The following is a 23,629-nucleotide window of genomic DNA, read 5'->3' as shown; positions in this document are numbered from 1 at the left end:
TATTAATCGAAAAATTTGTTTAATAAGTTTTTTGCGCGATCAATAACACTTACTTTATTTGCGCTTTCTACTCTCTCCGGTACATTTGCTTGTTTTTTAGAAGGAGCTGGTTGAGTAGGATAAGGTGCATAAGAAGAAGCTGCTACCGGCTCACTGCGGCCATAGAAATCGTCTTCTGCGTTCGCGTATCGAATTAAACCTACCGACGTTGTAAAGGCTGGCTCACGTACACCGATGTAATCTGGCGTATAAATACGAACTCGCGTTAACATAATTTGACGGGCTAGCTGTGCAATCCCTTCCAGCTGTGCTACTCCACCGGAAATCACGATACCGCCAGGCAAATCTTGTACACCCATACGAGCTAATTCATCTAACACTAATTCAAATAACTCTTCCAAACGTACACCGATGATTTCTGAAATATAGCGTTGACTGTATTGATCTGTCGTATCTGTTCCAACGACAGGAACATCAAACAGTTGCTCATCAGAAGCATCGTCATAAAAAGCATGTCCATACTGCTTTTTAATTTTCTCCGCTTGTTCAGTCGGTGTCTTTAATACAATCGATAAATCTTTTGTAATATGATCTCCACCAACTGGTATAACTGCTGTATTCGTTAATAAGCCATCTTGGAATACCGCAATCGTCGTGGAGCCGCCACCTAGATCTATATAAGCCGTACCTTGGTTTTTTTCATCTTCTGTTAGAGCAAAACTTCCTGCTGCCAATGGTTGTAAATAAATTTCGCGAATTTGTAAGCCTGCACGTTCTACACATCTTAATACGTTATGTACAAGCGTCTTAGAAGTCGTAATCATCGTTGCATCCATCTCTAAACGAATTCCAATCATGCCTCGTGGATCTTTAATTTCGTCTAAGTTGTCCACTATAAATTGTTTAGGTATTAAGTTTACTAACTCTCGCTCTGGTGGTATCGACATGACTTGTGCAGAGTCTATTACTCTTGCTAAATCATCATCTGTAATTTCCCGGTCCTCCCCATTCACCGCCACAACCCCTTTTACAGGTTGTAGAACTGTTTGGTTTGCTGGTACGCCGAGCACAACTTCCTCTATTTTAATACCAGTCATTCGCTCTGCTTGATCCACAGCTTTTTTTATTGACTGTACAGTTGCATCTATATCAACAATTGCACCTTTTCTTATACCTGTTGATTTCACATGACCTACACCAATTACGTGCAATTGATCATCGTTCATTTCCCCGATCAGGACCTTAATGGAAGATGACCCAATATCGAGCGAAACATAAATTTCTTGATGATTCAACTTTCTGCACCTCCTTCGATTACTCCTATAGTTCATTCTATTGTAAATTTCGTTGATTGTCTAAGTAAAACGATAAATTGTAATGATATTTTAACGTGATTGTTAAGAGTTTTCCCCCTTTTTCAATCTCCTATTATCAATTTTTGTTAATATTATCCTACGAATGACTGCAATATTTTGAAATAGACGTACACCAAAGGCAAAAATAGCGGCTAAATATAAATCTACACCTATATGAACTCCTAAAAAAGCTAACCCTGCTGCTAAAATTATATTAAAGAAAAAGCCTGAAATAAATACTTTATCGTCGTAAACTTGTTGCAGCTGTGCACGAATACCGCCGACCATCGTATCAAGCGCAGCAAGCACGGCAATGGATAAATAGTTATCATAAACAGATGGAATTTGAATATCTGTTAAAATTCCTAATACCACACCGAATATAAGTCCTAAAAGTGGCAGCCACATATTCGCATCCCCTTCTACTTTTCTGATAAAAAACTACTTTTCTTTACTGTAACTGTTGAATCGATTCGTACATTTCTCTCTGCTTCGTGAATGGTCAATACCAGATTATCGATATAAAATTCATCTTGAAACGACGAAGCCAACAACTGATTTTTCAGCTTTTCAGCTTGCTCATAAGTATGTGTAACCACATTTATTTCTATGTTTTCATTCTCGATTGGCTCACTATTTATTGTCGTTTTTCCATTGATATCGCGGATGGCAGTATTATAGGTTATCCGTTTTTCATCAATTTCAATCGCCTGGGCACTATATCGGTTTAAATCATTTATAAGCCGGATCAATAATTCAGGTGATATGGGCTTTATTTCATATCCGAAGCTCATCAATTCTTGTGAAGGTTCGATAGTTAATGTCAAACCTGGTCCTTTTGTCGGTAAAATGCCTGCACTCTCTTTTAAATTATCGACAGTTTGCTGCAATAATATTTCAGGATTGTTAAATTCCGCATCCTCATATTTGTTTACCGTTTCCGATAAATCGCTTATTGCTGTCAGAAGCTCTGAATGACGCTCCTGTTCTGCTGAAAGTTGTTGACGTATTTCCCAAATATCTACTGTGTTTCGTTCGGTCGGATTTTGAACAGTGTTGTATTGCACTGCCAACATAAAGCCGATGATGAACGAGATTATCGTAATGTTGCGGTACATTTTTTTCGTCATCATCTTCCCCCCGGTTCCGTGTCTTACTCTTCGCTGATTGTTTGCATATGAATTAAATCGCTTTTTTCGAGTGTTACGATTACTTGCTCATTTAATAATTGGTCAAATACTCCGCCGGATAAATCCAATGATGAAATTAGCACATCCTGATTTCCTACTGCCTCGATGACAAACGGCGCCGGGTATTGCTGTCCGTCAATCGTAATAACAGGACCGTTACAGCTAATGTACGAATTCGGTTTTAATCGCTGGCCGTTAATCGAAATGGCTTCCGCACCGGCGATTTTTAATTCATTTAATACTTTAAATATGTGACTTTCGTGAACAATATACTCATTTGGGTTCGTAGTATTTGGATTATAGTCCCCATCTTCCAGCGTAATTTTGATCCCTTGTCCAATTCCAGCAGATAATCCTAATAACAATCTCAATTGCTCTGCATCCTGGCGATTTTGTTCGTATTGGGCTTCATTAGAAGAAAATTGCTTTTCATATGTACGAATTTTCTCTTCCAATTGTGCAAGCTCTTCTGTCAGCTCCTTGTTGCGTTCTTTTTTCGCAATTAAATCTTCCATATATTGATTTTCCTGTTCCAATTGTGTAGAGGCAGTGCTCAACGTACGCTTGTCCTTTGACATATTGTATGAAAAACCGATAATAAAACCCGTTATAATACATACGATAAGCAAAGCGACATATTTGCGGGAAAACATTAATGATTTTTTCTTTTGCTTATTATTATCGTTATTGCTATTCATCATTTTGTTCTTCTGATTGCCCCCCTTCCTCGGCCTCCGCTCCTTTTGTTTCATCCGTCGGTTCCCCTTTTTCTTCAGCATCATTTATTAATGAATACTCATCTGAAAATGGTCGATAATAAGAACCAACTTCAATATCTACAATCCCTTTTTCGGAAGTTTCTTCGTTTTCAATTTGCGCAACGATTGATGGATAGTAATTTAGTTTTTCTGCTAAAGTATTCGCATCTGCTCGTACTTCATACCCATCATTCATGAAAAGCGTAATGGAATACGGATCGGCCTCGGTAGGATTTGCATTAATTTGCGAAATGAGCGACAATACTTCTGGTTTTAACTGTGCAAGCTCTTTTAGTAGCTTTTTTCGTATTGCCTCATTTTCAAACTTCAAAAAGATTGGAGCATCGATAGGGACGATGGCATTTGATTCGTTGAAAATAGCGCCATTATCAAGCATCGGGTAAAACTCCCCATCCTTTGATATATAGGCTACTTTTTGCCATTCGTCGATTGTAATTTGAACATGATTCAAAAACTTTCTTTGAACATGTACAGATTTCACCCATTCATGCTGGGCGATCGCCTGCTCCACCTCCGATATTTTAAAGCCCCATAAAGAATCATCAATGTTTAAATTCGACTGTTCTATATAAAAGGTATCTTCCTTAAGTTGTGCACCTTTTATCTCAATTTTTTTTATATCACTATAAGGTAATTGAAAATAAAGAAGTATGATAATGATGAAAAGAAAGATGGTCACTAATGCAAGAAATTTAAAGTTCGTCCGGCGCCTTCTACGTTTTTTCATAGCTGGTACGCGCTCTGTAATGTCGATTACTTTTTCCATCATTTCTCTACTCCTTTCTTCTTTCATTCGCGAAATTCAAAATAAGCGCTACGGTGACCCATACGACTACTAACGACGTCCCCCCATAGCTGATAAATGGCAATGTGACCCCTGTTACAGGCAACAAATTAATGACAACGCCGATATTGAGCGCTGCCTGCACAGCAATCATCGTTGTGAGCCCGCATATTGCATAAAAGTGAAATACATTGTTGCATTGTAAAGCTAATCGATAGCCAAATATTAAAAAGCACGCAAAAATAAGCAGCAGTCCCATTCCACCGACAAGTCCGATTTCTTCCAAAATGATTGCGAATATAAAATCGTTTTGCGGTTCTGGCAAGTATAAATACTTTTGTCTACTTTTTAATAATCCATGTCCAAATAATCCGGCTGGACCTATCGCAAATAAAGATTGTACCGCTTGGAACCCACTTCCCAGCGGATCGGCCCATGGATTTATAAACGCCTCAATACGTTTCAGCCGATAAGGAGCAGCAATTATTAACGCAACTAATCCGACAATTCCTACGCTTATTAAAATAACATATAGGCGTATCGGGTATTGTGCGAGAAAAAATACAATTAAAACAACGACAACTAAAATGAATACAGCGCCAAAATCCGGCTGCATCATAATTAAAATCGATGGGATGATCAAAATGATAAAATGTTTCCATTGTACAATACGCTCATAGGATTTACGCTGTGTCAGCAGGGCACTTAAATAGATAATCGTTGTTACTTTTGCAATTTCAGCTGGTTGTATTGTAAGTGCACCTATGCCAATCCAGCTTTGGGAACCATTTCTGACAATGCCGATACCCGGAATAAGCACTGCGATGAGCAGGCCGATTGAAACAATATAAAAAATTCCCCAAACTTTTTGTCGCTGCAGCAATTCCCATCGCATCACCCCTACGCAAATAATAAGCGCAATGACGAAATATATAGACTGCTTTAGGTAAAACGGGGTTTGTCCACGATAATGAACATTCCCCCAATATGTACCTGCAGAAAAAATAAAGACAATGCCAATGAGCGACAATGCAATCGCACATATAAAAAAATATTGCCGAATTTTTTGTGACAGTGTAACTATCCTTTCTTAAGAAAGTTTCATAACACGATCAATAAATAAGTCGCCCCGAATTTCAAAGCTTGCATGCTGATCCCAGCTTGCACATGCTGGCGAAAGTAAAATGACGTCGCCATATTCAGACATTTTTGCCCCGTAGCCAACCGCATCCTCTACATCGATTGCACGCACAATATTCGTAATGCCGCATGACTTTGCAAATTCTATAAGGCGAAGTGCAGTTTCACCAAATGCGACAACTGCTTTAACACGTGTCATTTCTTCGCGAAGCTCTTCAAATGAATGTCCCCGGTCCAATCCGCCTGCCAATAAAACAATCGGTTGATCAAATGCTGCCAAAGCACTTTTTGTAGCCAATACATTTGTTGCTTTTGAATCATTGTAAATTTTGCGTCCCTGCCATTCGCGGACAAACTGTGTACGGTGACGCACCCCTGCAAATGTCGCCAGAACCTCTTCAATAGCTTCAATAGGACAGTGCTGTAATAGCGCTGCAGCTGCAGCACATAATATATTTTCTAGATTATGTTTACCCGGCAATACAATATTATCACGTTTTAAGATTGCATCACCTTGCCAATAAATGTATTCTGTATCTGCACTGATTCCCTGTTCCGCATAGCCTTTAGTAGTAAACGGAATGAGCTGCGCTTGTGACTTCCCGGCATATTTTGCCACAACTTCCTGATCGGCATTATAAATAAAATAATCGTCAGCTGTCTGGTTGCGCGTAACCCCAAATTTAGCCTCAGCATATTCTTCAAACGTCCCATGGTAATCTAAATGGGCTTCATACAGATTTGTCAAAATTGCAACATGCGGTCTGAATTCTCGTGTCCCCATTAACTGAAACGATGATAACTCAGTAACGATGACCTCATCTGCTTTTGCTTCTGCTGCAACACCACAAGCAACGGTTCCAATATTCCCGGCGATTAATGGTTTTAAACGGCCTGCTTTTAGCATTTCGTAAAGTAAAGTTGTCGTTGTTGTTTTACCATTCGAACCAGTAATACCGATAAAAGGCGCTTCGCTTACTAAATAGGCAAGTTCCATTTCTGTAACAACCGGCAGACCTTTTGCAATCGCATCCGCAACAATAGGATTTGTATATGGAATCCCAGGGTTTTTTACGACAAGCTCAAAACCTTCATCAAGCAAATCTTCAGGATGTCGTCCGCAAATTACGGTAATTCCTTTTGATAAAAGCTCCTGTGCTTCAGGATTAGCATCGAACGGCTTTGCATCATTGACTGTCACAAATGCGCCCAGCTGATGTAAAAGCTCTGCAGCTGCAACACCACTTTTCGCCAACCCTAAAACGAGTACTTTTTTAGCTTGTAATCCATCAAAATCCCTCATAATAACGCCTCCGCTAATACTGCTATAAGTGCTACGATACAACCTGTTGACCAAAATACAACTACGACTTTCCATTCCGACCAGCCCGACAGTTCAAAATGATGGTGGATAGGGCTCATTTTGAAAATGCGCTTTTTACGAAGTTTAAAGCTCCCTACTTGTAAAATAACGGACAATGTTTCGATGACGAATACAAGACCGATTAACAGTAATAGCAACTCTTGCTTCACTAGCACGGAAATCATCGCCAACGCACCGCCAAGCGCAAGTGAGCCTGTATCTCCCATAAACACCTTTGCCGGGTTTGCGTTGAAAATCAGGAACCCTAATAATGCACCTGTTACCGCAAATGCAAATAACGCAATATCGGCTTGCTCGTTAAATAGTGCGATGACGCCGAATGCCGCAAAAGCGATCGATGCAGTTCCTGATACGAGCCCATCCAATCCATCCGTTAAATTGACAGCATTCGAAAAGCCTACTAGCCAGAAAATTAAAAAACCTACATAGAGAATCCCTAAATCAATCGATATATCCGTATAGGGAATGCCCACAGTTGTATCAAAAGAACCTAATCGCAAAAGCAAGAAGGCCGCAACAGCAATGGCAATTTGCCCGATTAATTTTTGAAGAGATGTTAAACCTAAATTACGTTTAAAAATAACTTTTAATCCATCATCCAAAAAGCCGATTACACCAAATCCAACTAAAACAAGCAGCAATACAACCGTTTGTGTTGTAAACAAGTCGAAAATCATCGCGACAGCAATTGTCGAAACAATGATGGCTAATAAGAAAATTAAACCGCCCATCGTAGGCGTACCCGCTTTTTTCATATGCGATTGAGGTCCTTCTTCGCGTATGCTTTGACCGAACTTCAACCGGCGTAAAAGCGGTATGCCTATTGGCGCTAAAATGACCGTCAATACAAATGATGTAGCGAGTATGGTCAATGTTGTTGATAATGTCATAATATATCTCCTTTAAAACTTCTGTCTGTATGTGATTGAACGTTTGATTTTCAACGGTTTATTATAGTGAACAAACATCCTTCACTATAATAGTTGTTTTAGTTGGATTTTAAAAGGATGAATTACGATTTAATTTCCCAAATATAAATGAACGATGTCGTTTTGAAGAATTTCGCTGTTAGGTAGTGGAATTTGTTGGACAATTTCGTTTCCTTCACCGTGCCATTCAATTTTATAAGGATACAGATTCGTTATAATTTCCTCTTTCTTCAATCCAATGAAGCTTGGAATATGCTCTGTCAGTTCGTCGCCCCAGACATAGGACCGGTTTATTTGATTTTCCTGCTTTTCTATATTGTATAATGGCGCAGCATCTTCAATGATGCGGCCGACAATTGGAGCAGCGATTACACTGCCGAATTGCAGGGCGCTTTTCGGATGGTCGATTGCGACATATACGAGGATTTCTGGATCATTTGCCGGTGCAAAACCTATAAAGGAAACGATATAATCCCCTTCTTTATAGCGACTATTTTCGACTTTTTGCGCAGTCCCTGTTTTCCCTGCGATACGTAAACCATCGCGAAAAGCTTGACGCCCGGATCCATTCGCTACAACGAGCTCTAAAGCATGCCGTACTTGCTCAGATGTTTCCTCGCTGATTACTTGAGCCTTTGCCACCGGTTTTTGCTCCATGAGTACTTCATCGGTTTTGCCATCCAAAATTTTGGATACCGTATACGGCTGATATAGTGTACCGCCATTTATGACTGCCGCGACCGCTTGCATTTGCTGAATCGGGGTGACGGAAATTCCCTGACCAAAAGACGTCGTAGCCTGTTCCACCGGTCCAAATGCTTCTTTTGAGAATAATATGCCCGATGATTCCCCGGCAATATTCGATCCTGTTTTTTGCCCGAAGCCAAACCGGTGAATATAGTCGAGCAGCTTTGTAGGGCCAAGACGCTGACCAAGCTCGACAAATCCTGGGTTACAAGAATTTTGTACAACTTCATAAAAGTTTTGATGTTTATGCCCTTCCCGTTTCCAGCAGCGTAAACGTGCCCCTTCTACCATCGTATAGCCGGCATCATGAAAGTGGTCGTGCTCCATATCGACAACACCTTCTTCAATGGCCGCGCTTAACGTAATAATTTTGAATGTAGAACCCGGCTCATACGACATAAACACTGGAAGATTGCGATTGTAAATACTTGGCTCTACTTCCGCAAAATTCGTCGGGTCATAAGTCGGAAACGATGCAAGCGCCAATATTTCTCCCGTGTTTGGGTTCATTGCCATTGCCAATGCTTGATCCGCATCATATTCCAGCATCGCCTGCGATAATTCCCGCTCAACAATTTTTTGGAGATTTAGATCAATGGTCAACTGAATTGTCGCGCCGTCCTTGCCGTCTTTCCATTCGTCGTCCACATGCTCCAAAGCCTTTCCTTTCGCATCTGTGAATAAACGAATGGCTGCATCGGAACTGTCCAATAACTTATCATATTCATATTCAATGCCAGCCAGCCCTTGATTGTCCACACCTGTGAATCCTAAAAAGCGCGCTAATAAATTGCCGTGCGGATATGACCTCACATAATCGACCCCGCTATATAAGCCCGGAATTTGGAGCTGCTGAATTGTTTCAGCCTGTTCATACGAAATATTTTTTGCTTCCGGCTGAATTTTAACTAGCGATATACGCTGCTGCAATCTTTTCAATATTTTCGCGCGGTCTTTATTGAGCACATTTGCAATTGCATCTGCTACTTGTTCTTTATCTTCATTTTGTGCTGGCATGAAGTATAGCGTCGGTGCTAGCTCATTCGTTACGATGACTTCTTCGTTTCGGTCGATAATTTCCCCTCGCTGTGCATGAAAGGGGATTTCCCTGTCCCAATTTTCTTTAGCCAATGTCGAAAGTTCCTTATATTGAACGACCTGGACAGACAGTAATTTAACAAAAATCGCCACGCCGTATAATACTAGTGCGATGGCGATCCATGTTAAACGTTTTTTTGAGTTTGTTGATACCCACTTCATTATATGACACCTCACCTAAAACAGCGTATGTTAAAAATGAAGTTTGTATTCAAATCCTATTAATCTTGTGGAAGCTCTTCGCCACTTTCTTCGTCTTCCATCTCCATATCCTCTGCCGGTGGTGTCGAATGTTTCTCCTCAGGCGTTTTCAGTTTTACAACAATCGGGGATTCGTCCACTATCATCGTTCCTTGAGAAACACTTTGGCTTTCAACATAGCCCTCGCCAAAAATTTCAATCGGCAATTTCGATAATGATTTATAGACGAGCAAATTGCGCAATGACCAATTTTCGAACGATGGTAAAGTAATATCCCCTTCCGTTTTTAAAAATACGATGCTTTCCTTTATGAGTGAAGCATCCGCAGCCGGGAACTGCTCCAAAATTTGACCGCCTTGACCGATCAGTACCGGATGCAATCCTTCTGCTTCTAGCTCAGTCATCACCGAGTCTGTTTGCTGCCCTGTATAATCGGCAATTTTCTTCTTTTGCACTTCTGCCACATCCGCCGGGTTAATGTTCATGTATTTTAAGCTATTTAACACGACTGAATTAAATACTTGCGATACAGGGTCGGAGCCTGCTTCCGTTATACCAAGCTTTGGTTTAGCCACGGAAATAAATACGACAAGCTGTGGATCTTCAACAGGAGCCATTCCTAAAAACGAATAGAGGAATTCATTTTTCCCCCAGTCATACCCTTTGCCATTCGCTTTCGGCATTTGCGCTGTTCCTGTTTTCCCCGCCACTTTATATCCTTCAATTTGGAAACGTTTCGCATTACCCGCTTCACCATAAACAGTTGATGCAAGAAGTTCCCGTGTTTTTTTTGCTGTATCCGCGGAAATCGGCTGTCCTTTTTTTGTAGGCTTTGAATCTACGACAATCTCGCCTGTGTTTGGATTTACTATTTTATCAATTACATATGGCTGCATCATTTCCCCGTCATTCGCGACAGCTGTTAAGCCTTGGATTAATTGGATTGGTGTCACGGTCGAGCCCTGGCCGAATGTTGTCGTGTATTTTTCCAAAGGATAACGCGAGTTAATAATGCCGCTCGCTTCGTTCGGCAAATCAATGCCTGTTTTTTGACCGAACCCGAATTTTTTTAAATAGCTCTCATATGTTTGCCATCCCATAATATCGAGCAGATTGGTCATCGCTGTATTCGATGAACGCTGGAAGCCTTCCAAATAGGAAATTCTCCCCCAGCCATACTCATTATGGTCTTTCACCGTATCCTTATATACTTTATACTGACCGGATTGATATTCTGCATTTGGATGCCAATTCCCCGAGTCGATCGCTGCTGCTACAGTGAATGTTTTAAATGTAGAACCTGGTTCAATCGTATTTTCCACGACATCATTCAGCCAGTTGCCATCCAGTCCTTCACGTGTATCCGGGTTAAATGTCGGACGCTGCGACATAGCCAATATTTCCCCGGTTTTAGGATTCGCAACTACAGCGACCATCGATTGCGGATTATATTTCTCATCCACACGCGACATCGCCTCATCCAAAAAGTTTTGTATCGTTTTGTCGATTGTGAGGTAAATGTCGTTGCCGTCTTGTGCATCTTGTATAATTTTGTCGCTGCTAGGCAATAAATAGTTACGTGCATCGCGCTGATATGTCAGCTTGCCGTCCGTCCCTGTCAATTGCTCATTATAAATAGATTCAAGACCCATTTTTCCAACGACGGATGTGTTGCCGTCTTCGTCTGTTTCACGCAACGCAAATCCTATTAAATGGGAGGCAAATGCGCCATTTGGATAATAGCGTTTTTTATCGCTATATAAAATAATCCCTGGCAACTCAAGTGCTTCTATTTCTTTTTTTATTTCGTGGCTAATGCCGCGCCCTGCAAGCCCAAACTCGACTTGATACGTATTGGCTCCAGGCTTAGGCGTTAATCGTGCCAATATTTTATCTTCATCCATCGGAATATACTGCGCCAATAATTTTGCGGTTTCCGCCTTATCGACAACATGTCTTGGATTCTTTTTGTTTACTGTAGCAGAGTCATTAATAACCGCAACAAGACGATAGCTTAACGTATCTTCTGCAATCACATTTTCATTGCGGTCCAAAATTTTCCCGCGGTCAGCAGAAAGTACATAGCCTGTCTGGTATTTTGCTAAAGCTTCTGCCTCCAACTCATGCCCTTTTACTATTCCTGTTGCTTGAATCGATACGAAGCGCCAATATAATAGTAAAAAGAGCCCCCCAAAGATTATAAACATTAGAAAGGCTCCATACTGGTAACGAAATCTTCTCTTTTTCATTCTCCCGGCACTACCTTCACATTTTTCTCATTTAGTGTTAAACCGAGTTCCTTCGCTTTTTCCCAAATTCGTTGATGAGTGGAGCGTTCACTCACTTGGACTTTTAAATCAGTATTATTATTATTGGCTTCCGTTATATCTCGTTCGATCGATTGGATTTCCATACTGAGCGTTTGGATTTCTCCTTGAGTATGTAATATGGAAATAGCGAAAGATGCTACTATGATTGCAAAAATGATGAACAAAAACTTTTCCTGTACAGAAAAAAACTTTACTTTCCGCTTTTTCGGCTGTACAGGCTGCCTTTGTTCCTGCTGCTGATGCTGAGGTAGTTCTGGCTGATGTTGGATGTATGGTTGCCTTGCTCTTAATGCCATTTTTTACCCACGTCCTTTATCGTTAATTTTTTCAGCGATGCGCAATTTTGCTGAACGTGAACGATTATTCGCAGCTAACTCCTCGTCTGTTGGTAAAATTGGTTTTCTCGTCACTAATTTAAGGGTCGGCTTCATATGATCTGGAACAATTGGTAATCCTGGAGGTAAATCCGGAAGTGATGAAGCCTCTTTAAATAGTGTTTTTGTCAACCGGTCTTCTAGTGAGTGGAATGTAATCACACTAATACGACCACCAATTTTCAGTAAATCAATTGCATCTACCAACGAATCTTCCGCTGCACCTAATTCATCGTTTACAGCAATCCGGATTGCCTGGAAAATCCGCTTTGCAGGATGTCCACCTTTTCGGCGTGCTGGAGCTGGAATGCCATCCTTAATAAGCTCTACTAATTGCCCCGTCGTTTCAACAGGGGAATTTGCCCGGGCTTGTTCAATTTTTCGCGCAACTTGTTTCGAAAATTTCTCTTCGCCATAGCGGAAAAAAATGCGTACCAGATTTTCGTATGACCATTCATTCACTACATTGTAAGCACTCAGCTCAGCGGTTTGGTCCATCCGCATGTCAAGCGGTGCATCATGGTGATAGCTGAAACCGCGTTCCGGTGTATCGAGCTGTGGCGATGAAACGCCTAAATCATATAAAATACCATCTACTTGATGAATATTCAGTTTGTATAGTTCCTCTTTTAAATAGCGGAAATTTGAGTGTACGAATGTCACACGATCCAAATAATCTGCTAATCGCACTTTTGCGTTTTCAATGGCAGCCGTATCTTGGTCAAAACAGATTAAACGACCATTTTCCGACAATTGCTGCACAAGGTATTCACTATGACCTGCACCGCCTAATGTGCAATCTACATAAATACCGTCCGGATTGATGTTCAACCCATCAACAGTTTCTTTCAATAATACAGTTGTATGATCGAACATATCTTAAAGCACCTCTTACTATTTATCAATTACACCTCGGCGCAAGGGCATCCGAATCCTCGATATCCGCCGGGGCTTTAAATTCTTCCGGTGTGAACCTGAAGGAATTTAAAAATCAAAGCCAATTAAATTTTCTGCAATATCATTAAATGATTCAGCCGATTGCTCAAAGTATTGTAGCCAAGCTTCTTTAGCCCAAATTTCTATTTTGCTCGATACGCCTAATACGACGCACTCTTTTTCAAGATTAGCGTATCCGATCAGGGTAGACGGAATGTTGATTCGGCCTTGCTTATCTACTTCGACCTCTGTTGCTCCTGAAAAGAAAAATCGCGCAAATGCACGGGCATCTTTCTTCGTCATCGGTAAATCCTTTAATTTTTCTTCGAGTTTTCGCCATTCATCCATAGGATATCCAAAAATGCATTGATCTAGCCCGCGTGTCAGTACAAAGTGTTCGCCAAGTGAATCTCGGAACTTTGCAGGGACGATCATACGGCCTTTTGCATCAATAGAATGTTGATATTCTCCCATGAACATGCTACTCACCCCACTTTAATAAATAATGTACCACATCCCCCCACTTTCCACCACTCATTTCATAACTTCTATTACCATTAAGAAGAAATTACGTAAATGAGCACATTTTCACACATACGTTCGGTGCTAAAAGGCATAAAAAAAGAGCTATCTCCATATGAGATAACTCTTGTTTGTTAAAGGGTAATTAGTTGGTGTTGCTCTGAAATACTCATTGGTAATGCCAATAAATCATCTATCAATAATTCCCCATAGGTATTAAGAAATAGATATGGGCTATATACCCTTTCCTGATAATTGCCATTCGGATATAAAATAGCCTGAATCGTTTTATATTGGCGAATCGTGATTTCATGCTTTTCTATATTTTGTTGCTCAAGCTTCGACTGCAAATAATCGAACTGTCGTTCATGATAGTTTTTATTCTTTTGCAATAACTCTTCTACATGATAGTTTTCACGTTGCAAATAGCTCGCAAATTGTTCATATTGGCGCTGCAATTGTTTTTGCATTTGTTCAATGGATTGATTTACTTGCTCATCTTTCACACTTTCCATAAATTGCGCCAGCTTTTGCTCAACCTTATTCGCTAATACTTCTGTTATAGTCAGCTTTTTTTGCTGCAGCAATGCATCGACTTGTCGTGTAACAAGCGTCATGCTAAGACGCGGAGCAAAAATAGGCATTTGCAATTGCAATGTTTCAAAAGCGGGTTTTAATGTAGCCCAGTAAGCCAGTTCACCCGGACCTCCTACAAATGCCAGTACAGGAAGCGCCATTTCCTGCATTAATGGTCGTGTAACAACATTATTGCTTAAACATTCAGGACATTCTTCTGCAATAAGCAATAACTCTTCCTTTGTAAAATTCACATGGGCTAGTCCATTTTTGAAGCGACCGTCCTTTCGTTCCAGTAAAAAACGCTCTCCATCTTTAATATAAAATAAATTCGCGTTTTGTTCTGTCGCTTCAATCGGCATCGCGTAGCCCGCCTGGGCAAACTTATGTTCCTGGGCAACAACACCCATCGCGATTTCTTCATTTAGTTCGATCAGTTTGGCAAAATAAGATTTTTCATATTGTCTAAACGGCTCGAATGTCGCATCAAGCATTAATAAACCATGATTTTCAAATAAATCATTCAATAACAGCGTAAAAAAGTCGGTAAATGTTTTACTGCTCTCTGCATGATGCAGAACTTTTTTCAATAAGCCTTCTGTATGCTCTGTCTCACCGAAGTCTTTGAATACATTTACAACAAATTGCTGTAATGCCTCGTTGTTCAGCTCTGTCGTTGAAGCCATTTTTTTCAACTTTGAACGTTCGCTGTAACCGCGTTTTTTCACTTCGCCATTTGTGATCGTAAACGTGTGATTGATCTCTTCTATGTCATGATCCTCGCCAGCAATCCAAAACATCGGCACGACTGGTGTATTTAATTTTTTTCGCTGCTGTTCTGCCAGCAAAATAACCGATATCGCTTTATGGACAGAGTATAAAGGCCCTGTTAACAGCCCTGCCTGCTGACCGCCAACTACGACTACAGCATCTTGCTCCAGTTCACTTAAATGACGCTCCGCTTTTTGCGATATGCCATATTGCCCCATATAGGCACGGATAATTTGCGATAACTCTTTCGAACGATGTGTACGTTTTTTTAAGTATGCGATCCGATCATCAAAAGAATCATCATTATATTTATACTCAAAAAACGAATGTATATGTGCGTGCTCTGACCAATAATCCGCTAATAGCTTATTCGTTACGGGGGAATGAATTTGTTCTAGCTCCATGAAAATTCTCCTCTACTTCTCTCTACTCAATTTTAAAATTAGTTTTTCAGCCGATTTTCCCGTTTCCTATGCTGCTTGTTCGCAGTAAAAGCAACAGGAAAAAGCTAAATCATTTAATCAATCATCATAAAAATCATAACCGAATGGGCTATTCCAATAATCCAAATAAAAAAATAAGTGATGCTGAACAATAGAAAGTAAACACGCCATATTTTTTTTAGCAATGGCTTCACTTCGATTTCTTTCTTCGTTTGCCAATCAGCATATGTAATAATAATCGCTATAACAAGCACGACGATAAGCATCGGCATCAATGCTCCAATATCCCAAAGCCCTCGCAGCGCAACCGGTATCGAAAAAAACAAAAGAAATGTTGTAACATCAGCTGCTAAACCGATTGCTTTATGCTTGTTCAATCGAAGCTTACGACAAGTGACTATTACAGCAAAAAAAGCAATAATCGGACACAATATAATAGTCGCCACAAGGAATTGAACAAATAATATCACATTTTTTCACCGCTCTCCTCAAATGCTTTCACGAGCCAATAAAGCGTTTGTAAAATAGGCATTTCTTTATTATTTTGCCCAGCTTTTTTTAAAATTGCCCCTGCAATTGTATCAATTTCCGTTTTACGATTTGCAAGTCTATCCGCAAGCATGGATGATGTATTTTCCGCTGTTCTTTCACAAAGTGCGACTACTTGTTCAAATTGGAATGTTTTTTCAAATTGCGGAAATGTAGTTATTATTTCATTATATAAACTTTTCAATAATTGAAAAGTATTGTTTTCGGTAATTAATTGGCCATTTTTCACTTGTAGAATAGCGGTTAATGGATTGATGAAACAGTTTAATAATGCCTTTTCCATCAGCATCGTTTCCGCATCTCGCTCAAATATAATCGGCAGCTGCGGCGATGAAAGAGTTTTTAAAAAGTTGAACTTTTCACCATCCCCTTTTGCCGCCGCCACTTTCATTATACCCTTCCCTTTATGGGCGACATGGTTTGCCATTATCTTTTGGGCACCAAATTGAATGGAGCAAAACGCAATATGCCGTTTGCGCAACTTGAGTGCTTCTTCATAATGCGCTAATCCATTCTGCAAAAACATGACAGGAATAGACTCCCCCACATGCTCAATACTTGCATACACTTCATGAAGTTGTCCATATTTTACAGCTACGATAATTAAATCAGCTTCATTTGAAACAGCCGGAATATACTTTACCTGCACGGAAGTGACTGAATGATCTATATTTGTCCGTTTAATTTGCAGATCGGTATACACCCTTTGCTCCGAAGGTTTTCCAACAATATGTACGTCCATTTCCTTTTCCGCAAAATAGCTCGCCACTAATAAACCGACTGCGCCTGCTCCTATAATTTCGATTCGCATTTATTATACCTCAAATTTATTTCGAATTAAAAAGGTCTGCCTTCAAGACAGACCTTCAGCTAACATTATTATACTGGATACACTGGATGTTTTCGATATGGTAGAACAATTTGTTTTGAATTATAGTAATTAAAACGTTGAATTAATGTATGTCGCAGTTGATTTGGTGCGACAATATCATCAATTACCATTTCGGAAGCCAATTTATATAAATCGATTTCTTCCTTGTACTCTTCGATTTTTTGTTTCACAAACTGTATTCGCTCTTTCGGATCTTCAATTGCTTCGATTTTATTTGAGTAAACGGCATTGACCGCAGCTTCCGGTCCCATTACAGCAATTTGGGCAGTCGGCAGTGCAATGACTGCATCCGGTTCGAACGCTGGCCCGCACATCGCATAAAGTCCTGCTCCATAAGCTTTTCGAACGATAACCGAAATTTTTGGAACAGTCGCTGAGCTCATAGCGGAAATAAGTTTCGCGCCATGGCGGATAATGCCCGCCTTTTCAACTTTCGTACCAATCATAAAGCCTGGCACGTCCGCCAAAAATAATAGCGGGATCGAAAACGCATCACACAGCGTAATAAACTTCGCGGCCTTGTCCGCGGAATCTATGAACAATACGCCGCCTTTAACTTTCGGCTGATTGGCGATAATACCGACTACTTGGCCGTCAATACGGGCTAACCCTGTTATTATCTCTGGGGCAAATAGTTTTTTTATTTCAAAAAAGCTATGCTCATCGATTAATTGGTCGATGCATTCATACATATCGAATGGCGCATTTTGATTTTCCGGAATAATTTCTTCCAGTGTTCTTCCGCTCTTCGGCGCTTTTGTTTCATCAATCGGCGGGAATTCTGCAAAGTTCGCAGGGAAATAGCTGATATAGCGTCTCGCTTCACGTATCGCCTGTTCTTCATTTTCTGCCAATACATCCCCGCAGCCGCTTACTGTGCAGTGCATGCGTGCACCGCCCATTTCCTCAAGCGAAACCTTTTCGCCGATCACTTTTTCAGCCATTCTTGGTGATCCTAAGTACATCGAGGCATTGCCGTCCACCATGATAACAATGTCGCAAAACGCCGGAATATATGCGCCTCCTGCAGCGGAAGGACCGAATAAAATACAAATTTGCGGTATCATCCCGCTCATACGCACTTGATTATGGAAAATTCGCCCTGCGCCGCGGCGCCCCGGAAACATTTCAAGCTGGTCTGTAATGCGTGCGCCTGCAGAATCGACTAAATAAAGCATTGGAACTTGCATCTTTTCCGCAGTCTCTTGAATGCGGATGATTTTCTCGACTGTTCGCGATCCCCATGACCCGGCTTTAATAGTGGAATCATTTGCCATGACACAAACGGTTTGACCATCGATTTGCCCGATCGCCGTTACAACACCATCTGCCGGAAGATCCCCCGCCTTACAATTGGCAAAACGGGCATCTTCCTCATATATGCCATCATCAAATAATTGCTTCAAACGCTCACGGACAAACAGTTTGTTCGTTTCTTTTAATTTTTCATGATATTTTGGTTGCCCGCCTGCATAAATTTCCTCTATTTTTTGCTGTAAGTGTTCATTGTAAGTAGGCTGTGTCATTATCGTTCCTCCATCACTTAAGCTAATTCTACTAATACATCATTCTCTTCGACAAAATCGCCTTCAGCAACGGCAATCTTTGTCACTGTTCCCTCTGATTCCGCATCATGGGCGATTTCCATTTTCATCGATTCCAAAATAATGAGTGTTTGCCCTTTTGTCACACTGTCCCCTTCTTTAACACTTACTTCAAATACTGTACCTGCCATCTGTGCTTTTACTTCTGCCATAATAAGAGGCCCCCTTGTTAGAAGATATTTGCGCGAGTTATGCGCTATGTTTCTACTACCATTGTAAGTAGCCTTAAAATTAATTACAAATATTTTCTCGAAAAATAATCATATTTCTATATATAACGACTTTTCCTTCAGCTCGTTTTCCCTTTTGTCAACGTTACACCTTGTTGCAGCCACTTCAGAATTTTGTCGTATTCCGATTGCAATTCCGAATATTTCATTTCAAGCTCATTATATGCTTCCGTCAGTTCTTCAAAGCTGGATAAGGCTAATTTTAAATGGCTGCGCATCAATTGCTTAGGACGCTTCCTCACGCTATTTAAAACTTGACCATATTGTGTACGCAATGTTTTATTCCATCGAAAGCCGCACGCTTGTTTTGTACGATTCAATTGCTGTGCCGCCTGTTCAAACGCTTCCAGCTGTGTACGTCCATTTTGAACTGTCTGAATGACAATTTCAGCTAACTTTTCATCATCTGCAATTGTCCATTGATCTTTCCTTCTTTTTTGCTCCACAGTTGCACCACCTCATATTTTTTACTACTATATGCCATGATGAACAAAATAGAATTAAAAACAAAAAAAGTTACGACAAAAATAGTTTTCATCGTAACAGGGGTTTGATTTCCGTTTTTATATGATTATTTTTCCAAACAAAATCAGAGTCAAACCTAATCTATGGCGGCTATTCCTATCTTTTCTTATCCAAAAAGTTTTGTACCGCCTTATGATGCGCTTCTGATTCCCATAGTTTTGCACAAAGTTTAATCTCTTCCATTACACGCTCATACATGTTGCGCTCACGCCATTTCCTTAATTCAATTTCTTTATAGGCCTGGTGTACAGAGGGATGGATTTTTGCCATATGCTCGATAAAATCCTTAATGGTCCGCTCTTTTGTTCCTTCGATATATACACGCATTGCCCAGCCGATATCAAATAAAGTTTGCGCATCATATGGTTTGGCATCGACAAGCATCTTCAATGCCCTGTCATGGCGCAATCCGCGCTCAAATAAATATGTACCGCCGCCCCATCCTGACGTGATCGCTAAAGTGCCTTGGATGAATCCCGCTTTAGCATGTGACGCCATTAAACGGAAATCGCAAGCTGTCGCGATTTCACAGCCTCCTCCTACTGCTGTACCATTTATTAGAGCAATTGTCGGAACAGGCAATGTCGCTAAGTCATATAAAATATGCCCCATTTTACTAAGCATGCCGAAAGCTTCATCTTCCGTTTCCAAATTATGAAACTCCGACAAATCCCCGCCTGAACAGAAAGACTTCTCACCCGCACCTGTAATTACTAGAAAGCGCACATCTTCATGTTCTCTTATGTATGCAATAACTTCCTTCAAACCATCCATAACCGCATAGTTGATCGCATTTCGCTTTTCCTCTCGATTAATCGTGAATGTCATAACCCCATCTTCATTTTGAATTAAGTAATCCATTCGCTCATCCCCTGTATAATTATTTCGATATATCAAACTATTTTAATAATAGTTGAGCGCTATTGTTTTGACAATGGTTCTATGCAAAAACAGAAAAAAGACTAGTTAAGAGCCATGGTCTCTTAACTAGTCTTTATATAGCGCAAATACTGAATTATTTCGCTACTACTTCTTTACCTTTGTATTGTCCGCAAGCTTTGCAAACACGGTGAGATAATTTAGCTTCTCCACAGTTTGGGCAAGCTACCATACCAGGTACAGATAGTTTGAAATGCGTACGACGCTTTCTTTTTGCAGTTTTAGAAGTTCTTCTAAATGGTACAGCCATTGATGGCACCTCCTTACAGATATTTATTCATCTGTTTGATCAAAATACTTAGCTAAAGCAGCCAGTCTTGGATCCAATTTTGGTTCGTCAACTTCCTTAGCCTTTTCTACATCTTCATCCGTTGAATAGTTCCAGCCTTTACCGCCTTGCACTTGTCCTTCGGTATTCTCTTTGAATACTTGCATCGGCACTTCCAGAAGAATTAATTCTTCCATGACTGGTTTCAGATCAACAACCTCTCCATCAACATAATGGATATCGCCTTCGACATCCCCGCGATTTTCTTCATCGACCCAGCTGAAAACTTCTACCGTTTCGATGTTCACAGGATATTCAACATCTTCCCACGTGCGTGCACATGGAAGCGTCAATGTAGCGCTAATCGTTAATTGACAAGTCATTTGCGATGCACCAAAAGTACAAAGCCCTTTTACATGAACGGGTGAAACGTTACGTATATCCGTGTTACGATTTTTTACTTCATCCAACTGAACAACTGTATCAATCGGCATTCCGTCTTTTCGAAACTTTGATAATTGATGAATTGACCATTTCATTCGTTAATCACCTCGAGACAACACTGTTTATTATATATCCCATAAAAAAAGATGTCAAGATAATTTCTTGTCACTCTTTTAAAACGTGCTTATAATCAAGTTAATTCTATCATATTGCATCATTGCATTCATTCAAATCGCAATAATGTAAACAAAAATTCATTTTATCGTTAGGAGGAATTTTATGCAAGCTGTCGGTATTGTAGTTGAATATAATCCTTTTCACAACGGGCATTTACATCATGTAAAAGAGGCAAAGCGCACTACTCGAAGCGAAATTGCCGTTGCAGTAATGAGCGGCCAGTTTTTACAACGAGGGGAGCCCGCACTCGTCGATAAATGGCATCGCACGAAAATGGCACTTGCAAGCGGTGTTGATCTCGTCATTGAGCTTCCTTATGTTTTCAGTACCGCTCAGGCTACCGGTTTTGCGTCAGGTGCCGTGCAGCTACTGGAGGCGATACAATGCACTACACTAGCTTTCGGAAGCGAGCAAGGCAGCATTGAGCCCTTTCTGAATAGTTATCATTTAATCGAAAATAATCGTGTGCACTACAATGAAATTATTAAAGAAAATATTCAGCTCGGCAAAAGCTACCCACAAGCTCTTTTTTCTGCATACGAACAGCTTAAACAACTTTTCCCGAATGCATACATTGATTTGGCACAGCCGAATAATATTTTAGGTTTCCATTATGTCGAAGCAATAAAGCGGCTCCAATGCACAATGCAGCCTGCCACAATTCAGCGTATCGCAGCAGGCTATCATGATTCGATTAATGTCGATAGCGAAATCGCCAGCGCTACAGGCATTCGCCAAGCATTGTTCAGCGGCCAATCACTCCAGCAGATATTCCAGTATTTACCAGATGGGACTATCGGGCAACTGGAGCACTGGCAGACGGAGCATCGTAATTTCGCTAGTTGGGAAAGCTTTTGGCCACTATTGAAATATGCGATTTTAAGGCATACTCCACAGCAATTAAAGCAATATGCCGATGTATCGGAAGGACTTGAAAACTCGCTAGTAAAATATGCCGCTGCAAGCTCAAGCTACACAGCGTTCATGAATGCATTAAAATCAAAGCGCTATACGTGGACAAGGCTCCAGCGAATGCTTACACATATTTATACAGGTGTGACGAAAGAGCAATTACATGCATATTCGAATCCACGCTATATCCGGATATTGGGAATGACAAATAGCGGTCAGCAATATGTTTCACGCATTAAAAAATCTCTTTCCTTGCCATTAATAAGCCGTGTCGCAGCAGTTGAAGATCCGTTATTGGCGATTGATTTACGCGCGACACAAATGTACCAATTAGGCATACAGCAATTTTCGGACAAAAAAATAGACGAAGATTATAAAACTCCGCCTATTCGCTATTAATTTTTCGGTTGTAATTCATTTAAATATTCGAGGGCATCGTCAATCGTTTTTACAGGGATGATTTTCATGCTTGAATCAATTTCTTCCGCGGTTTTATGTGCGAGCTCATAATTGGAAGTGATGCTAGGGTTATACTCAAGCATTGCTTCTGTTATTTCATCGTCAGGCGCAAAGAAAATATCGATTCCTTCCTTGTCGGCGGAAACGACTTTTTTCTCAATTCCTCCTATTCTTCCAACAGAGCCGTCCTCAAACATCTCGCCTGTTCCTGCTACTTTATACCCTTTTGTAATATCATCGTCGACCAACTGGTTTAAAAGTTCCAGCGTAAACATCAATCCGGCAGAAGGTCCGCCAATATCTTCTGTTTTAACCGTTACTTTCGGGTCTGTTTTAATAGATTTGCTTTCAGAGTACGTAATACCGATGCCGTAGCGCCCTTCAGATCCCGGTATTTCCTTTATCCCCAATGTTTGATCAATTAACTTTCCATCGCGCTTCACAACAAGATGAATAGAATCCCCTTTTGTTTTCGGTGTAATGATCGTCCTGAACTTTTCCAAACTATCGATGCGTTCATTATCAGCCTCGACAATTTCATCGCCTGGCTTTAAATGCCCATCAGCAGCGCCTTTTGCAAGAACATTCAATACATATAGCCCTTTGTAAGTCACCTGGTAATCGAGACCTGCGCGATTGAACGCTACATATGTTGCATTAAATTGTGAATCGGTCATATATTTTAATTGGCGTATATTATACTCCTCATCATCTTCTTCTTCCTGACGTACATCGGTTAATTTCACGACATCATAAAAATCAGTGACTGTCGCCATCGCATACGTTAACGGTGTTGCTTGACCCATCGCAACTGTCGTCATATAAAATGAGCCTTGATCGTCCTTATCGCCGTTTTGGATTGCAAGAAACTCTCCTACATTGTATGTACCACCAGGTTTTGTAATATAATAATCCAATCTGTAAAAAGATAAACCTATAATTAAAATAAAAAACAGACCTAATGAAACTTTCGCTTTATTTCCCATTTATTAGAACGCCCCCAAAATTGATCAATTACGCCTCGGTGTAATTGGGTCCGGATTCGGCTTTGCGTTGGCGCAAAGAACATCT

The 23,629-nt window shown here is 40.5% G+C and carries 24 protein-coding genes; 1 reads left to right on the top strand and 23 read right to left on the bottom strand.

Translation table 11 applies throughout. From position 1 onward, the window contains the following. Window positions 1-2 precede the first annotated feature (2 nt). The 22 genes from ftsA to ACTHOQ_RS05145 form a co-directional block, all read right to left on the bottom strand. Window positions 3-1,295 (bottom strand): cell division protein FtsA, encoded by a 1,293-nt coding sequence (gene ftsA / locus ACTHOQ_RS05250; protein ID WP_440494632.1) that lies wholly within the window; start codon window positions 1,293-1,295, stop codon window positions 3-5. Between the two features lie 102 nt (window positions 1,296-1,397). Continuing rightward, a complete protein-coding gene (locus tag ACTHOQ_RS05245) occupies window positions 1,398-1,763 on the bottom strand; it encodes a small basic family protein (RefSeq protein WP_440494631.1) in 366 nt (121 codons plus the stop codon). 14 nt (window positions 1,764-1,777) lie between these two features. Beyond that, window positions 1,778-2,485 carry a DUF881 domain-containing protein gene (locus ACTHOQ_RS05240; RefSeq protein WP_440494630.1) on the bottom strand — a complete coding sequence of 236 codons (708 nt, stop codon included), beginning with the start codon at window positions 2,483-2,485 and terminating at the stop codon, window positions 1,778-1,780. A 23-nt stretch (window positions 2,486-2,508) separates the two neighbouring features. Then, complete coding sequence (locus ACTHOQ_RS05235; RefSeq protein WP_440494629.1) at window positions 2,509-3,246, bottom strand: DUF881 domain-containing protein; 738 nt, start codon at window positions 3,244-3,246, stop codon at window positions 2,509-2,511. Continuing rightward, window positions 3,236-4,090, bottom strand: a complete 855-nt coding sequence (locus ACTHOQ_RS05230) for a cell division protein FtsQ/DivIB (protein WP_440494647.1) — start codon at window positions 4,088-4,090, stop codon at window positions 3,236-3,238. Before ACTHOQ_RS05230 ends, ACTHOQ_RS05235 begins: the two co-directional genes overlap by 11 nt. Before the next feature lie 7 nt (window positions 4,091-4,097). Beyond that, window positions 4,098-5,153: a putative lipid II flippase FtsW gene (gene ftsW / locus ACTHOQ_RS05225; protein WP_440494646.1), complete on the bottom strand. Its 1,056-nt coding sequence runs from the start codon at window positions 5,151-5,153 to the stop codon at window positions 4,098-4,100. 45 nt (window positions 5,154-5,198) lie between these two features. Then, window positions 5,199-6,551, bottom strand: coding sequence for a UDP-N-acetylmuramoyl-L-alanine--D-glutamate ligase (murD, locus tag ACTHOQ_RS05220; protein ID WP_440494628.1), 1,353 nt, complete (start codon window positions 6,549-6,551; stop codon window positions 5,199-5,201). Further along, on the bottom strand, window positions 6,548-7,522 hold the full coding sequence (gene mraY, locus ACTHOQ_RS05215) for a phospho-N-acetylmuramoyl-pentapeptide-transferase (RefSeq protein ID WP_440494627.1): 975 nt from the start codon (window positions 7,520-7,522) through the stop codon (window positions 6,548-6,550). Before mraY ends, murD begins: the two co-directional genes overlap by 4 nt. 129 nt (window positions 7,523-7,651) lie before the next feature. Next, window positions 7,652-9,568, bottom strand: coding sequence for a penicillin-binding transpeptidase domain-containing protein (locus ACTHOQ_RS05210; protein WP_440494626.1), 1,917 nt, complete (start codon window positions 9,566-9,568; stop codon window positions 7,652-7,654). A gap of 59 nt (window positions 9,569-9,627) precedes the next feature. Beyond that, on the bottom strand, window positions 9,628-11,814 hold the full coding sequence (locus ACTHOQ_RS05205) for a penicillin-binding protein (protein WP_440494625.1): 2,187 nt from the start codon (window positions 11,812-11,814) through the stop codon (window positions 9,628-9,630). A 38-nt stretch (window positions 11,815-11,852) separates the two neighbouring features. After that, window positions 11,853-12,233, bottom strand: a complete 381-nt coding sequence (gene ftsL / locus ACTHOQ_RS05200; protein WP_440494624.1) for a cell division protein FtsL — start codon at window positions 12,231-12,233, stop codon at window positions 11,853-11,855. A 3-nt stretch (window positions 12,234-12,236) separates the two neighbouring features. Next, on the bottom strand, window positions 12,237-13,187 hold the full coding sequence (gene rsmH / locus ACTHOQ_RS05195; protein WP_440494622.1) for a 16S rRNA (cytosine(1402)-N(4))-methyltransferase RsmH: 951 nt from the start codon (window positions 13,185-13,187) through the stop codon (window positions 12,237-12,239). Window positions 13,188-13,295: 108 nt separating this feature from the next. After that, a complete protein-coding gene (mraZ, locus tag ACTHOQ_RS05190; RefSeq protein WP_440494621.1) occupies window positions 13,296-13,727 on the bottom strand; it encodes a division/cell wall cluster transcriptional repressor MraZ in 432 nt (143 codons plus the stop codon). 176 nt (window positions 13,728-13,903) lie between these two features. After that, the gene (gene bshC, locus ACTHOQ_RS05185) at window positions 13,904-15,520 is read right to left on the bottom strand and encodes a bacillithiol biosynthesis cysteine-adding enzyme BshC (RefSeq protein ID WP_440494620.1); all 1,617 of its coding nucleotides are present in this window, start codon (window positions 15,518-15,520) and stop codon (window positions 13,904-13,906) included. A gap of 113 nt (window positions 15,521-15,633) precedes the next feature. Further along, the gene (locus ACTHOQ_RS05180) at window positions 15,634-16,005 is read right to left on the bottom strand and encodes a DUF3397 domain-containing protein (protein WP_440494645.1); all 372 of its coding nucleotides are present in this window, start codon (window positions 16,003-16,005) and stop codon (window positions 15,634-15,636) included. 20 nt (window positions 16,006-16,025) lie between these two features. Then, window positions 16,026-16,919 (bottom strand): ketopantoate reductase family protein, encoded by an 894-nt coding sequence (locus tag ACTHOQ_RS05175; protein WP_440494619.1) that lies wholly within the window; start codon window positions 16,917-16,919, stop codon window positions 16,026-16,028. A gap of 68 nt (window positions 16,920-16,987) precedes the next feature. After that, complete coding sequence (locus tag ACTHOQ_RS05170; protein ID WP_440494618.1) at window positions 16,988-18,526, bottom strand: acyl-CoA carboxylase subunit beta; 1,539 nt, start codon at window positions 18,524-18,526, stop codon at window positions 16,988-16,990. Between the two features lie 17 nt (window positions 18,527-18,543). Next, complete coding sequence (locus ACTHOQ_RS05165) at window positions 18,544-18,756, bottom strand: biotin/lipoyl-binding carrier protein (protein WP_440494617.1); 213 nt, start codon at window positions 18,754-18,756, stop codon at window positions 18,544-18,546. A gap of 137 nt (window positions 18,757-18,893) precedes the next feature. Beyond that, window positions 18,894-19,280, bottom strand: a complete 387-nt coding sequence (locus ACTHOQ_RS05160) for a transcriptional regulator (protein WP_440494616.1) — start codon at window positions 19,278-19,280, stop codon at window positions 18,894-18,896. Window positions 19,281-19,455: 175 nt separating this feature from the next. Beyond that, window positions 19,456-20,220 (bottom strand): enoyl-CoA hydratase/isomerase family protein, encoded by a 765-nt coding sequence (locus tag ACTHOQ_RS05155; RefSeq protein ID WP_440494614.1) that lies wholly within the window; start codon window positions 20,218-20,220, stop codon window positions 19,456-19,458. A gap of 154 nt (window positions 20,221-20,374) precedes the next feature. Further along, window positions 20,375-20,548 carry a 50S ribosomal protein L32 gene (gene rpmF / locus ACTHOQ_RS05150; RefSeq protein ID WP_008403415.1) on the bottom strand — a complete coding sequence of 58 codons (174 nt, stop codon included), beginning with the start codon at window positions 20,546-20,548 and terminating at the stop codon, window positions 20,375-20,377. A 23-nt stretch (window positions 20,549-20,571) separates the two neighbouring features. Then, the gene (locus ACTHOQ_RS05145) at window positions 20,572-21,105 is read right to left on the bottom strand and encodes a YceD family protein (protein ID WP_440494612.1); all 534 of its coding nucleotides are present in this window, start codon (window positions 21,103-21,105) and stop codon (window positions 20,572-20,574) included. Window positions 21,106-21,289: 184 nt separating this feature from the next. Here ACTHOQ_RS05145 and ACTHOQ_RS05140 point away from each other — a divergent pair, with 184 nt between their 5' ends. Further along, window positions 21,290-22,498 (top strand): nucleotidyltransferase, encoded by a 1,209-nt coding sequence (locus tag ACTHOQ_RS05140; RefSeq protein ID WP_440494611.1) that lies wholly within the window; start codon window positions 21,290-21,292, stop codon window positions 22,496-22,498. On the opposite strand, the gene ACTHOQ_RS05135 is transcribed toward ACTHOQ_RS05140, so the two are convergent. Next, entirely contained in the window at window positions 22,495-23,544 is a 1,050-nt protein-coding gene (locus tag ACTHOQ_RS05135; protein WP_440494609.1) for a SepM family pheromone-processing serine protease, read from the bottom strand. The two genes, ACTHOQ_RS05140 and ACTHOQ_RS05135, sit on opposite strands and share 4 nt — an antisense overlap. Between the last annotated feature and the right edge of the window lie 85 nt (window positions 23,545-23,629).

Origin of the sequence: Solibacillus silvestris (assembly GCF_051967575.1) — a bacterium.
GTDB lineage: Bacteria > Bacillota > Bacilli > Bacillales_A > Planococcaceae > Solibacillus > Solibacillus silvestris_B.
This window is presented reverse-complemented; position numbering and strand designations above follow the sequence as displayed.

Excerpts from the sequence above, each read along its gene's own strand:
- ACTHOQ_RS05245 (WP_440494631.1), bottom strand. The coding sequence starts at position 1,763 with ATGTGGCTGCCACTTTTAGGACTTATATTCGGTGTGGTATTAGGAATT.
- ACTHOQ_RS05240 (WP_440494630.1), bottom strand. The coding sequence starts at position 2,485 with ATGACGAAAAAAATGTACCGCAACATTACGATAATCTCGTTCATCATC.
- ACTHOQ_RS05235 (WP_440494629.1), bottom strand. The coding sequence starts at position 3,246 with ATGATGAATAGCAATAACGATAATAATAAGCAAAAGAAAAAATCATTA.
- ACTHOQ_RS05230 (WP_440494647.1), bottom strand. The coding sequence starts at position 4,090 with ATGGAAAAAGTAATCGACATTACAGAGCGCGTACCAGCTATGAAAAAA.
- murD (WP_440494628.1), bottom strand. The coding sequence starts at position 6,551 with ATGAGGGATTTTGATGGATTACAAGCTAAAAAAGTACTCGTTTTAGGG.
- mraY (WP_440494627.1), bottom strand. The coding sequence starts at position 7,522 with ATGACATTATCAACAACATTGACCATACTCGCTACATCATTTGTATTG.
- ACTHOQ_RS05210 (WP_440494626.1), bottom strand. The coding sequence starts at position 9,568 with ATGAAGTGGGTATCAACAAACTCAAAAAAACGTTTAACATGGATCGCC.
- ACTHOQ_RS05205 (WP_440494625.1), bottom strand. The coding sequence starts at position 11,814 with ATGTTTATAATCTTTGGGGGGCTCTTTTTACTATTATATTGGCGCTTC.
- ftsL (WP_440494624.1), bottom strand. The coding sequence starts at position 12,233 with ATGGCATTAAGAGCAAGGCAACCATACATCCAACATCAGCCAGAACTA.
- rsmH (WP_440494622.1), bottom strand. The coding sequence starts at position 13,187 with ATGTTCGATCATACAACTGTATTATTGAAAGAAACTGTTGATGGGTTG.
- mraZ (WP_440494621.1), bottom strand. The coding sequence starts at position 13,727 with ATGTTCATGGGAGAATATCAACATTCTATTGATGCAAAAGGCCGTATG.
- bshC (WP_440494620.1), bottom strand. The coding sequence starts at position 15,520 with ATGGAGCTAGAACAAATTCATTCCCCCGTAACGAATAAGCTATTAGCG.
- ACTHOQ_RS05175 (WP_440494619.1), bottom strand. The coding sequence starts at position 16,919 with ATGCGAATCGAAATTATAGGAGCAGGCGCAGTCGGTTTATTAGTGGCG.
- ACTHOQ_RS05170 (WP_440494618.1), bottom strand. The coding sequence starts at position 18,526 with ATGACACAGCCTACTTACAATGAACACTTACAGCAAAAAATAGAGGAA.
- ACTHOQ_RS05165 (WP_440494617.1), bottom strand. The coding sequence starts at position 18,756 with ATGGCAGAAGTAAAAGCACAGATGGCAGGTACAGTATTTGAAGTAAGT.
- ACTHOQ_RS05155 (WP_440494614.1), bottom strand. The coding sequence starts at position 20,220 with ATGGATTACTTAATTCAAAATGAAGATGGGGTTATGACATTCACGATT.
- rpmF (WP_008403415.1), bottom strand. The coding sequence starts at position 20,548 with ATGGCTGTACCATTTAGAAGAACTTCTAAAACTGCAAAAAGAAAGCGT.
- ACTHOQ_RS05145 (WP_440494612.1), bottom strand. The coding sequence starts at position 21,105 with ATGAAATGGTCAATTCATCAATTATCAAAGTTTCGAAAAGACGGAATG.
- ACTHOQ_RS05140 (WP_440494611.1), top strand. The coding sequence starts at position 21,290 with ATGCAAGCTGTCGGTATTGTAGTTGAATATAATCCTTTTCACAACGGG.
- ACTHOQ_RS05135 (WP_440494609.1), bottom strand. The coding sequence starts at position 23,544 with ATGGGAAATAAAGCGAAAGTTTCATTAGGTCTGTTTTTTATTTTAATT.